Consider the following 12,018-nt stretch of genomic DNA (forward strand, 5'->3'; position numbering starts at 1 on the left):
AATTAATTACGACATTGAAAGAGAAGAAAAAGCCGTCGTAGAACGACGGGGCTTCAGACCCCGCTTTTTGGTGAAATTTAAGATAGAATAAGATTGATTGAACCGCAGAGGGCGCAGAGGGCGCAGAGGGAGAAGGAAAAGGGCAAAGAAAGAGAGGGAATAGAAAGAGAACTTTATCTGGTTTAATACAAAGTGGTATAGACAACGCACTTTTAGTTTATTGCAAAATGGATTCTATTCAACTTACAGGAATTCGCTGTTACGGATATACGGGCTATCTGCCGGAAGAGCAAGTTTTGGGGCAGTGGTTTGAAGTGGATGTCACACTCTGGGTGGATTTATCGCAAGCGGGAAAAAGTGATGATATTCAACATACTCTTGATTACCGCAGCGCAATTACTCTGATTCAAAAGCTAGTCAAAGACTCGAAGTTTTTATTAATCGAACGCCTAGCAGATACTATTGCTCAAGCGCTTTTAGAACTACCGTTAGTCGAAAAAGTTAAACTACAACTCTCGAAACCTGCTGCCCCCATCCCTGATTTCGGGGGTAGAATTACTCTAGAAATTACTAGAAGTCATTAGTTCTTAGTTCTTAGTCCTTAGTCATCAGTCTTTAATCTGCATTAGTTTGTCGCTAATGACTGATGACTGATGACTGATGACTATTGATGAATTACCACTTCAGCAAATTAAATTCTTCCATGTCTACGGTATTGCGGTTGCGGTAAATCGCCAAAACAATTGCCAAACCGACTGCAGCCTCAGCAGCCGCTACCGTGAGTACAAACACCGTAAATACTTGACCTTTAATCTGTACGGAGTCAAGATAGTTAGAAAAACCCATCAGGTTGAGATTGACTGCATTTAGCATCAACTCGATCGACATCAACACCCGCACTGCATTTCGGCTGGTAATTAAACCGTAAATGCCAATACAGAAAAGTGCAGCAGCTAATAACAGGAAATACTGGAGTTGCAGTTGCATAAGTTTTTCTAGTTTTTCTCGATCTAAATTACTACAAAACAGGCAGATAGGGGAATTGCGAACAGAAACCGGGTTGATCGCCAGACGGTGCGCAGTGCGCACCCTACGAAGAAGTAAGTAGGTAAGCGCAAAAAACCATAGTATCTGGTAGGGGCGGGTTTAGCTAAAAATCTATGATACAAGCCAGAAGATGAAGGCAAAACCCGCCCGACTCATTTAATGTTTATTTGTACCCACCTACTTAGGTGCAAAGTACACATTACACTTACTTTGTTTCTGCTGAAGAAACATCGCCGGCAGAAACTAATTCGCGCGGGCGTTCTGGCAAACTAAAAGCTGGTGTTTCCGATTGCTTCATGGACAATTCATCCGGGAAGAAATCGCGGCGCGCCAAGACAATTGCTCCCACCATTGCCATTAACAAAAACACTGATGCTAACTCGAAAGGTAGCAAGTAGTCTGTAAAGAAGTGTTTGGCGATGGTGACAATTGAACTTTCGGCGGGTGCTCCCGTCGTTGTCACAATCGCCCAAGGAGTAGACACTACCATCGTACCCAACAGCGCAAACAAACCAGCACAAACCACTGCGGTTGCTACTTGACGTACCCAAGCGTTGGGAATTGTGCGGAACTCTTCTCGTTTGTTTACCAACATGATGGCGAACAAAATTAAGACGTTAACTGCGCCAACATAAATCAATACTTGCGCTGCTGCTACAAAATCCGCATTCAGCAACAGGTACAAACCGGCAATGCTGGTAAATACGCCGCACAGCAAAAATGCTGAGTAAACGATGTTGGAGAACAGGACTACTCCTAATGCTCCTCCAATCATCATTACTGACAGGATGCCAAATGAAACAAGTTGAACCCCTTCGGCTAGATTCACAATTTTAAATCCTCAATCATTAGTTTTCTATTGTTGGTTTTTACTCATTAGTTAGCAGTCATTAATTATTGGTTATTTCAATGACTGATGACTGCTGACTAATGACTAATTACTTACTTTTCGACAATTTCCTCTGGGCGGAGACCAGCACGGCGATCGGTGTAGGAAACTTCATGAGGGTCGATCACACCTTTCGGCAAATAAGCGAATTCCCGCAGCGGTGTCACCATCGGATCATCTGTAACCTTGTAGGGCAAACGTCCGAGAGCCACGCTATCATAATTCAACTCGTGACGCTCGTAAGCGGCTAACTCGTATTCTTCTGTCATCGACAAACAATTAGTCGGACAATATTCTACGCAGTTGCCGCAGAAGATACACACACCGAAATCGATACTGTAGTGCTTGAGTTGTTTCTTCTTAGTTTCTTTGTTAAATTCCCAATCCACCACAGGTAAATTGATCGGACACACCCTAACGCAGACTTCGCAGGAGATGCACTTGTCAAATTCAAAGTGAATTCTGCCCCGGAAACGTTCCGAAGGAATTAGTTTTTCGTAAGGATACTGCACCGTAATCGGCCGGCGTCTCATGTGGTCAAAAGTCACAGAAAGCCCTTGACCGATATACTTGGCAGCTTGAAGAGTTTCTTTGGCGTATTCGCCTACTTGATTGAGGAATTTTAGCATTGTGTTCTCTCTCTGTACTTAAGTTTTTGGTAATTACTAATTAATAATAGGTAATTGGTTAACAGCTTATTTGTGTTAGCTATTGCCTTTTACCTATTATCAATTAACCGCCAAAAGCAAAGGGAAAGGCAAGCTTCAAAGCTGCGGTTAATAGCAAATTAACTAAAGCAACGGGAAGCAAAAACTTCCATCCCAAATTTAGCAATTGGTCGATCCGAACTCGCGGCAGAGTCCAGCGCAGCAGAATTGCCAGAAACAGGAAAAAGTAGGCTTTCAGCATGGTCATGGTAATGCCCAGCAAGCCGGTAATTACCTGCAACCAAGGAGTTGTCTCGCTCAATCCGAGGGCATTACTGATAACTCCGACGGGAATCGGGCATTCCCAGCCGCCGAGGTACAAAACTGCTACTAGCAGGCAAGAAAGGACGAGGTTAACGTAGGAAGCGATGTAGTACAGAGCAAATTTCATGCCCGTGTACTCAGTCTGATATCCTGCTACCAATTCTTCTTCTGCTTCGGGAAGGTCGAAGGGCAACCGTTCGCATTCTGCGAGGGCTGCAATCCAAAAAATGAGGAAACCGGCGGGTTGTCGCCAGACGTTCCAGCCGAGGATGCCGTAGCTGGCTTGTTGCTGTACGATGTCGATCGTACTGAGGCTGTTGGACATCATCACCACTGCCAATACTGCCAAAGCTAGGGGAATTTCGTAGCTGAGGGATTGAGCGGCTGCTCTGAGTCCGCCGAGGAGGGCGTATTTGTTATTAGAAGCATAGCCCGACATCAGCAAGCCGATCGGCTGAATGCTAGAAAGAGCAATCCACAGAAATATTGCTGTCCCCATATCGGCGATGAGCATATGCTCTCCGAAGGGCACGATCAAGTACGACAGAAACACTGGAATCACGACAATGACCGGCCCGAGGGTGAACAGCAGCGCGTCAGCTTTTGCCGGTACAATGTCTTCTTTGAATACCAACTTCAGACCGTCGGCAACGGGTGCGAGCACTCCCAGAGGGCCGATAAATTCGGGGCCAATCCGCTGTTGAGCGGCGGCGGAAATTTTCCGTTCCAGCCAGACGCTAGTCAGTACCCCGAATACAGCACCGACAATCATCAGTACCATCGGCAAAGGTAGCCAAAGCACTTGGGCGATGTCCGCCGGTAAGCCCAAATCGATCAGGGCTTCTACGAAACTTCCTTGTAAGTCAATTCCTGGGTTCATGTTTCCAGCTTTTGAGCGATCGCCATATAATTTTTCACCTGTCCTTCGTAGGAGTAGGCTTAGAGAGCGGGGTTTTTGTAAAGATTTTTAATGCTTTACCGCCTAATAGTATATCGCCCGACAGCCTCGCAGAACGCACGGACGGGGTAAAGTTCTAATTATCTGAGATCCCAGTTTGGCTAATGGGTGGGTAACTTATGGTTGACTGTTGACTGTTGACTGTTGATGGTTGACGGTTGACGGTTGACGGTTGACTGTTGACTACCCGTGGTTGTTTAGTTCTAGACGAATAAATACCAAATAAACCTGGTTTTTATGCGTTTCTGCGTGCTGTAACGAAGTTTTCTCGCAAAAACCCGGTTTCTGACTACCCATGCGTCCAGGGACATATAGCCCAAACAAAAGGGCTCGCGAGTTAACTCGCGAGCCCTTTTAATTTTGTAAAGTGGCTTTCAAATGGCTTAAACCATTGATTTTACGTCACCTTTTTTATGGAACTGGGCAGAATCGAACTGCCGTCCAAAATGGGTATTTACCTTCCGATCGTTCACAGGTTTATCCCCTCTAATCCTTGGGGCGGGAACCATCTTTATCCCAAATGGGGGGATTTTCTAGTGATTGCTTTCCCGGCTAGACGACTAGAAACGTTTAGCTAGGGCATCCGTTGGGGGTTGTTATGCTGCCTTTAACGGAGTTAAGCTGCATACACTCTGAACCAAGCTAGAGAAGTTTTTAGGCTACAGCTACGGCTTTGCGAGCGAAAGGAACGATGTTGTTCGCATTTACTTTTTTGTTTGAGCCGATATTAACGAGAGTGGACTCCCTCTCGACCTGCATCACGGAGCAGCTTTCGCCACCCTGTCGAAACCATTACAGCCCCTCGTGTCCTCTTATCATAGCGAATATTTTGTTTAACGTCAATCGATTTTGGATTGAAGATTTTGGATTGGGGATTTTGGATTGGGGATTTTGCACAAGTGGTCGATCGATACATTCACCGCAGATTTCAGGCGGATAAACACTGATTGACGCAGATAATTTCAGTCTGACGCACCGAACTTAGGTCGATCGTCCTGGATTAATGCAAATTTTCGTCCCAAACGCCGATGTAAATCCGATCGCGCTCGTTGCGTTCGATCGTACCTGAGAGCGAACCCTTCCTAAATGTAAACTGATTTGTCCGGCGCTGCTGCACATCTCGGAACCCCTGCAAAATCTCCCGGCTTGCGCCGCCCACCATCCCGTTTAAGGCGGTTTTGACTACCAAATCGTCCACCGACGGGGCAAAAGAACCCTCTGTTTGCACTAATTTGTCGGAATCGCGATCGTAAATGTAGCCGAGAGTAATTCGGTTCGGCAATATTTCGTAAAGTGCGGTGCGAGTATTGGGCCAATAGCCCCGGCCTTGAGAGTCCGTGGGTTGTCCCAATTCCGCTAAAATCTGACTTTCCGGCGTACCAACGGCATATCCGGGGATTGCGGGATTCCTCCGATTGCTGGTTGTCGGTTGTTCGCTGGGTGCGGGCGATCGATCGGGCGGCAACTCTTTATCAACAAGTTTTTCCGTTGGTTCTTCTAGGGGTTGTGTCCCCGCGCCTTCCCCTGCCGTTGTTGGAGCTGGGGCTGGTGTTGGCGAGAAAGGAGTTTCTGCTGGGGCGGGAGCAGGAGTTTCTGCTGGGGCGGGAGTTTCCGCAGCAAGCGGCGGAGTTTCTCTGGGAGTTGGAGTTGGAGTTGGTGTGGGTGCGGGAATTGGTGCGGGACTCGATCGCGCGTCTGGATCTGCAGGGGCCGAAGTGCGATCGTCCTTCGCTACAGGTGCGGGTTCGGAAGGTTGCCGGTTGAGGAAAACCCTAGCAACACCGACCAAACCTGCAACTAACAGGGCGATCGCCACGAACCCCAAAATCCACCAAATCTTGCGGTTGCTGCCCCCAGAAGACACCACAGCAGGCGCTGTTCTCACATTTGCAGGCGACTGAGCGCCATGTCCCGGCATCACCGCCACCGTCGGCCCAGTGTCCGGCGACTGCCCGCGCAGCAGACCCAGCCACTCATCCACGCTACCAGGGCGATTTTGAGCTTCTACAGTCATCCCCCGCATCACTGCTTGACTGACAGTCGTACTTAACTCAGGCCGCAAGTCGCGGGGTGAAGGCATCGGCTGGCTGGTACGGAGAATTGCAGCCACTGGCACTTGTGCTGTCAGCAAAGTGTAAAGCGTCGCCCCCAGACCGTAAACATCTGTGGCGGGGGTATATTTTCCTTGGGCGAAATACTGTTCTGGCGGCGCGTAGCCGTCGGACACCATATTAGTGTGATTTTGGGTTGCACCTGCTGTAAACTCGCGGGCAATGCCGAAATCGATCAGCACGACTTCTTGGGTACCTTGGCGCAGGAGAATGTTTTGTGGCTTGACATCTCGATGCAGCAAGCCTTTTTGATGAACTGCTTTCAAAGCAGCGCCAATTTGAGTGATGTAGAGAATTGCTAGATTTTCTGGGAGGGGATTGTTTCCACCGACTACCTCGGCCAAATTCTGACCGGCTATGTAGTCCATTACCATGTAGGGCTGCCCGTCTTCGACAAAGAAGTCGCTGACGCGGACAATATTCGGATGGATGCAGGAAGCCAACCGCCTCGCTTCGTCTTGAAACTTGCGATCAAATTCGGCAAAATTTGGATCGCGCCGCAGAGATTCGTTGAGGGTTTTAATGACTACAGGCTGTCCTAAGTAGCGGTGATTGGCGCGGAAGGTAATCCCAAAGCCACCCCGTCCCAGTTCTTGTTCGAGGGTGTATTTTCCACCTTGTAAACTTTTGCCGATTAGCGCATCCATAGTTTCGGGCGATCGCACATCAAATAATATGGCTGATTATGGCACGTATGGTCGGCCTAGTTACCAGTCTCAAGGGCGATCGCAATCCTCGATCGGCGTTGCCATTCCTTCTCGAATCGATTCCCGCATTCCCGGTACTGAGAGAAGATACAGTGTTTCCTGTACCGATGCCCAGTCAGATTCAGACAATAACACTGCATTGCTAGTTTGTCCAAGGGCGATCAGTTGATGCGACTGACTCATGGATGCGATTAACTGCTGCAACTGCTGTTGAGCTTCTTTGATTGATTGCGATCGTAATCTTCCACCTGTCTAAATACACTTTTCTAATTCGATATGGGCTGGCTATAGACACTGCTACAACTGCCCTAGCAATCTATCGTAGTCTGTGTGCGAACCAACCCAAAACCAGATTACAGTGTCTCCATCTAACTGACCAACTGCTCGATAGTTTTTGCTAATTCGGGCCGAGTAGATTGGTAAGTCGGGATGCACTTTCTTGAAACGCAAGCTTGGATGACTTGGGTCTTCCTTGAACTGGCGATACGCCCCGCGTGTCTGCTGTTGAACTTGTTCGGGTAAATCAGCAAATAATTTACGGAACTCGGTTGTAGTGCTTGACTTCACAATGTTTCTGGATCGAGTTCTTGGGTTTTACCTGCATGATACTCAGCCATTGCGGTTGCTGCGAGTTTAGCAAGAGCATCGGGGGAACGGGAGAATGCTTTATCCCAGCGCATATCGTCTTCAAGTTCTTCCAGAATCATTGAAGCGAGGGCATCTTGCTCGCTGGCAGACAATGTTTTCAACTTCGCGATCGCACGTTCAAGTAACTCAGTCATGGCTACCACACTTTTACAATTAAAATGACATCCTATCCATCATCGCTTGTTTCAGGCAAGTTGAGCGTAGATCACTGATTGACATCTTGAGCCGCCATCATTGCATTGATGTGGGTAAATATACGATCTAATTCCCCAATGGCATCTAGTTCCGCTGCCTCTTCTGCTATTAGTTGATCTGCTTTTTTCTTCTCTAACAATTGTTCCATGCGCTGCTGGAGCGATTCACTAAATTTGAACAACTTCCACCGATCGACTTTTTCAATGCAAATTTCATGGATTAACGAGGAGGGTTTGTTGAGAATTGAAACCATTGTAGGCTCCCAGCTTCGGGTTTTAGGTAGTGACTAGATTATAGCTTTTATTCAATCTGCCATATTTAATGCTCCAACCGAGAGCCTTCAAATTACCGCCAAAACCAGTGACTTAAACAGCCAAACGGCGTTATAGTTCAAGTCGGATGATATTCATCCCTGCTTATTTGCCATCGCCATATCTTGCCTTCTTCAGGATCGTCCACCTCTGCAATGAACTTCATTCCCACTTTTTGCAACACGCTATTCGAGGCATTTTTTTCAGCTAAAGTGTGAGCGATGACTGCTTTCACCTCCTCGTGAGCGAAAGCATAATCGATCATTCCCTGTGCCACCTCAGTTGCAAATCCGCGATTCCAATATTCGGAAGCAATTTCATAACCTATCTCTATAGTCCCAGACTCATCAGGTGAGCCTTTGAAACCTCCGTTGCCGACAAGCACTTCATTTTTTGGATGAATAAAGAAGTAGTTGCGCCAGTCAGTTGGAGGCAGATTGGATTCGCAAGATTCGTCAGCAGGGAGGGAAAATGCTTCCGGGAAATGAGGCCAGCTATTAGGCACTACGACATTTAAAATTGCTGCAAGCTCGCTTTTACTTCGTAAGAAAGCTTCTATGTGAATCCTTTCGACGGCAAGTAGTTGAAGATTCTTAGTTTTAATCATTTTTCTACCTTGTTTAACAAGTATGAGATCACACTATAGACGCTATCGAAATGCTGTTCTCGGAACCCTAGCGAGTTGGTACGCGCCGCGACTGTCCAACAATTGATATTGATTTGGCTGCAATCCTAATTGCACAAATTTTTCTGGATATCCCAGCACCAAAATAGAGGGAAAAATTGGATTTTTAGCTTCCTGAATGTAGTTGATCGCCTTATTGACAGCTCGGTAGTAAGTCACCGGCTCTTCGGTGTAAAAAACCAGACTTGGTTTCCAGAAACCAACCATAATAAACTCTTCCCCCGGCAGTTTTTGTTGAACCGCAACCTGCGCTAACTGTCTCAGAGGTAACTGACGGTTGATATCCACCAATTTGTAGGCGGGAGTAAGACCAAAGATGATAAATGCTACTAAGCCGATGAAATTAGCAACCAAAATCCAGCGCTGTTTTCGCTTCCAGAGCAAAAGCCCGATCGCCAATGCAGCAGTTATCCAAATCGCACCGCCCACAATCAGCAATCCTGACTGCTGAAGTGCTTGGGGAAAATTGGGCATTGCCGGGTCGTCTCCCAGCCAGTTGTAGGAGTAGAAAGTTGCTCCGGCTACAATTAGTAAAAATACAACATTGAAAATGTATGTGACTAACAGCCCTCGCGGTAAAGAATTCGGTTTTTTTTCTAACTTTCCCGGCCTGTTTTTGGGTTCGTTACCTGCAATAATATCGCTCCACAGCAGCGTCACCAAAATGGCAGCGGCGGGCAGTAAAGGCAATACGTAACTGGGTAATTTGGTGACGGCGATCGTAAAAAAGCCAAAGATGCAGCCGAACCAAAATAGGGCAAATAAACTCAACTGAGCCGATCGCGGTTGACGGCGCCAGTAACTGCGCTGCCAAAAACGGGTACGGGCGATCGCCACCGGCAAATAAATCGACCAAGGTGCAAAACCAAGCAGCACTACAAAAAAGTAAAAATACCAAGGCGCTGAGTGCTTGTTGACTACTTCAGTAAAACGCTGAAAATTGTGATAGCCGAAAAAACTGTCAATATAAGTTTGACCGTTGTCTAAAATAACCAGAACGAACCAAGGCAGGGCGATCACCAGAATAATCAAGATTCCCGACACCGGACGCATTTCGCGCCAAAGTTGCCGAAAATTTCCTAAATACAGCCCGAAGCTGCCAATAATCAGCGCTGGTATGACAATTCCCACAGGCCCCTTAGCTAGAATTGCTAGGGCAATTAGTACGTAAAAAGTCAGATACCACTTATTGGGAAATCGGGAAGCGGAAACGGTAGAAAATTCTGCTTTTTCTCTCTGTTCTTCTAGGGTGTAACCGAGGAAAAATGCCAGAAGTGCCGAACACATACAGGCGACTAATAGCATATCTGAAACGCCAGTCCGCCCCCAGGCAATAGTTTGGGGATTTAAGGCGATTAGCGCCGCACCAATCCAAGGAGTAGAAAGAAAGAGGGGGGGAGTGGGAGAGGGGGAGAGGGGGGGAGTGGGAGAGGGGGAGAGGGGGAGAGTGGGGGAGAGGGGGGGAGAGGGGGAGTGGGGGGGAGTGGGAGAGGGGGAAAATATTCCCTCGGACTTCTCCGTTACATCCATTACATCCGTTACATCCGCTACAGAATCCGTTGCCGAACTTTCTTCTGTCTTCCATAAGGTATAGAATCCGAGGCAAGTCAGGGCGATCGCGCACAAAGCCGACGGCAGACGTACAGCCCACTCGTTAACTCCCAGAGTGCGGTAAGCCACCGCCATCAGCCAATAAATCAACGGCGGCTTGTCAAACCTGGTTTCGCCGTTAAAATAAGGAGTGATCCAATCCCCTGTCACAGTCATTTGACGGGCGGCTTCGGCAAACAGCGGTTCGGTTTCGTCAACTAAGCCGATGTTGCCGAGATTCCACAAAAAAGCTACGAAGCCGATCGCGCCCAGCCACAACAGCGACAGTAACAAAGGTGCTAACGGGCGGTGCCTGCGATATTCTGACAAATTTTTAATAACTTCCTTCACCCAAACTTCCTGCGATTTTAGATTTAAAATTTTAACTCGCATAGAAGTCTACCGAAAAATTGCCTGATCGAAACTTAGAATTCGATCGCACCCGGTTCAACTCAAATCTGCCACCATTCTCAACAAGACCTCAGAAACCGGGTTTCTCCACCAAAATCTCCACCCGCAACTCACCAAATCGACCTAATCAAATGCAAAATACGGATCGCTAAAAAGCTTGCTGTGTATGCCTTATTCTTTTTTACTTCTTCCTTCTACTTAAACCTTCACGGCTGCAAAACTAATTGCCATTCTCCGGCTGTGCTGTTCCAAGCGGGCGAAGGTGTCTCCCCAGCGACGTAAGGCCCCCAGTAGCGGCGAGAACCATCCTGAGCAAAAACCACCAGAATGTCTCCCCGTTTGACTTGTAACTTGCCCTCCGGCAGGGATAGCATTAGTCCCTTGTCGCCTCCTTCCCCCGGTGCAAAATCCCAGTGCGCCGGTTTGCCGTAGGGTTTCTCAGCTTGCCGTTTCGACAGCAGGGCCACTCGCACTGGGTGTTCGCTGCGGTTGCTGACGCGCAGAATGCCGGCGGCTTTAGTATTTGCAGGGATTGAGGAAAGCAATTCCTCCTCTGGATCTGGGGGGGTTGGTGTTGAGTCGGGTTTGGGCTCGCTGGCGGTGTCTGCAGAAGCTGTCGCGACCGGGGAAACGGGGGGTATTGGGGGGAGTGCGGTGGCTTGTGAGGGCCAATCGCTCGACTGATTTGAACCGTTGGAGATAGTGATTTCAAAACGTCGTAGAAACATTCCTGTAATTAGGACGATCGACACTCCAATTACGATCTGGTAAATTTTAAGTTTCATAAATTTTAGGCTTATAAGGATAGACGGCACCGGCAATTAGTCTTAACTATTTTTAATGTAAAACCAGGGTCTGCTGTGCCACAAGATACAGTTATACTTAATTACTTGAGCGTTCTCGGCTATAAGTCCGCGATCGCTCAATACCATTTTAGATGTTAAATTTGAGATTTTAGATGGCGACATACTGACACCGATAAGGATTTGAAGTTGGTCGTGAGGGTCATTTGTTTACTCACCCGTATAACTTTTAATACCAGTTGAAAAAAAGAGTGCCACTATAGGCCCGTACTCCCAACCCCAATATTCATCAGTCATTCCGCATCTCAAAGCTCAAATCTTAAATCTCAAATCGTATAACTTTTATGCAGAATACCCGAATTAACAGATTGCTTGACGTTCTGGGCGATAGCTTCGGAGGCTGGCTGAGCAATCCTTGGCGGCGGATTTCGCTCCTGATAATTAGCCTGCTGTTCGGCACTTTTTTGGGAACTGCTCTTTCGACGATCGCCGGACAATCTGCGGATTGGGATATTATCGCCGCAGCGCTGTTGGTATTGTGGACGGAATTGGTGAGCCTGCTGCTTTATCGTTGGCAGCGGCCAGGAACCAGTTATTTGTGGCTGGAAATGCTCCAAGCTCTGAAAATTGGTGTTACTTATAATTTATTTGTGGAGGCTTTTAAGCTTGGCTCTTAACAAGTGTTGACTTAT

The 12,018-nt window shown here is 47.5% G+C and carries 14 protein-coding genes and 1 other RNA gene; 2 read left to right on the forward strand and 13 right to left on the reverse strand.

The genetic code is table 11. From position 1 onward, the window contains the following. Nucleotides 1-227: 227 nt before the first annotated feature. Nucleotides 228-584 (forward strand): dihydroneopterin aldolase, encoded by a 357-nt coding sequence (gene folB / locus QUA58_RS22520; protein WP_333254431.1) that lies wholly within the window; start codon nt 228-230, stop codon nt 582-584. Between the two features lie 91 nt (nt 585-675). Here the strand turns inward: folB and nuoK are convergent, their stop codons facing one another. The 13 genes from nuoK to QUA58_RS22585 form a co-directional block, all read right to left on the reverse strand. Beyond that, nucleotides 676-981 (reverse strand): NADH-quinone oxidoreductase subunit NuoK, encoded by a 306-nt coding sequence (gene nuoK, locus QUA58_RS22525; protein WP_333396122.1) that lies wholly within the window; start codon nt 979-981, stop codon nt 676-678. A 271-nt stretch (nt 982-1,252) separates the two neighbouring features. After that, nucleotides 1,253-1,876, reverse strand: coding sequence for an NADH-quinone oxidoreductase subunit J (locus QUA58_RS22530; RefSeq protein ID WP_333254429.1), 624 nt, complete (start codon nt 1,874-1,876; stop codon nt 1,253-1,255). Between the two features lie 113 nt (nt 1,877-1,989). Then, nucleotides 1,990-2,565 (reverse strand): NAD(P)H-quinone oxidoreductase subunit I, encoded by a 576-nt coding sequence (gene ndhI / locus QUA58_RS22535; RefSeq protein ID WP_333254427.1) that lies wholly within the window; start codon nt 2,563-2,565, stop codon nt 1,990-1,992. Between the two features lie 103 nt (nt 2,566-2,668). Further along, nucleotides 2,669-3,787 (reverse strand): NADH-quinone oxidoreductase subunit NuoH, encoded by a 1,119-nt coding sequence (nuoH, locus tag QUA58_RS22540; RefSeq protein WP_333254425.1) that lies wholly within the window; start codon nt 3,785-3,787, stop codon nt 2,669-2,671. A 489-nt stretch (nt 3,788-4,276) separates the two neighbouring features. After that, nucleotides 4,277-4,667: a transfer-messenger RNA gene (ssrA, locus tag QUA58_RS22545) on the reverse strand. A gap of 198 nt (nt 4,668-4,865) precedes the next feature. Next, nucleotides 4,866-6,623: a serine/threonine-protein kinase gene (locus QUA58_RS22550; RefSeq protein ID WP_333396074.1), complete on the reverse strand. Its 1,758-nt coding sequence runs from the start codon at nt 6,621-6,623 to the stop codon at nt 4,866-4,868. Between the two features lie 69 nt (nt 6,624-6,692). Beyond that, entirely contained in the window at nt 6,693-6,908 is a 216-nt protein-coding gene (locus QUA58_RS22555) for a type II toxin-antitoxin system Phd/YefM family antitoxin (RefSeq protein WP_333396124.1), read from the reverse strand. A 72-nt stretch (nt 6,909-6,980) separates the two neighbouring features. Continuing rightward, on the reverse strand, nt 6,981-7,250 hold the full coding sequence (locus QUA58_RS22560) for a ParE family toxin-like protein (protein WP_333396076.1): 270 nt from the start codon (nt 7,248-7,250) through the stop codon (nt 6,981-6,983). Next, complete coding sequence (locus QUA58_RS22565; RefSeq protein ID WP_333396078.1) at nt 7,247-7,465, reverse strand: hypothetical protein; 219 nt, start codon at nt 7,463-7,465, stop codon at nt 7,247-7,249. The genes QUA58_RS22560 and QUA58_RS22565 overlap by 4 nt, the downstream gene beginning before the upstream one ends. Before the next feature lie 71 nt (nt 7,466-7,536). Continuing rightward, complete coding sequence (locus QUA58_RS22570) at nt 7,537-7,779, reverse strand: hypothetical protein (RefSeq protein ID WP_333396080.1); 243 nt, start codon at nt 7,777-7,779, stop codon at nt 7,537-7,539. 137 nt (nt 7,780-7,916) lie between these two features. Further along, on the reverse strand, nt 7,917-8,444 hold the full coding sequence (locus tag QUA58_RS22575; RefSeq protein ID WP_333254410.1) for a GNAT family N-acetyltransferase: 528 nt from the start codon (nt 8,442-8,444) through the stop codon (nt 7,917-7,919). A gap of 42 nt (nt 8,445-8,486) precedes the next feature. Continuing rightward, complete coding sequence (locus tag QUA58_RS22580; RefSeq protein ID WP_333396081.1) at nt 8,487-10,505, reverse strand: glycosyltransferase family 39 protein; 2,019 nt, start codon at nt 10,503-10,505, stop codon at nt 8,487-8,489. A 224-nt stretch (nt 10,506-10,729) separates the two neighbouring features. Beyond that, entirely contained in the window at nt 10,730-11,308 is a 579-nt protein-coding gene (locus QUA58_RS22585; RefSeq protein WP_333254405.1) for a hypothetical protein, read from the reverse strand. Between the two features lie 362 nt (nt 11,309-11,670). On the opposite strand from QUA58_RS22585, the gene QUA58_RS22590 reads away from it, so the two are divergent. Beyond that, a complete protein-coding gene (locus QUA58_RS22590; RefSeq protein WP_333396083.1) occupies nt 11,671-12,003 on the forward strand; it encodes a DUF565 domain-containing protein in 333 nt (110 codons plus the stop codon). Nucleotides 12,004-12,018: the final 15 nt, after the last annotated feature.

The sequence above is a fragment of the Microcoleus sp. N9_A1 genome, assembly GCF_036701795.1.
GTDB lineage: Bacteria > Cyanobacteriota > Cyanobacteriia > Cyanobacteriales > Microcoleaceae > Microcoleus.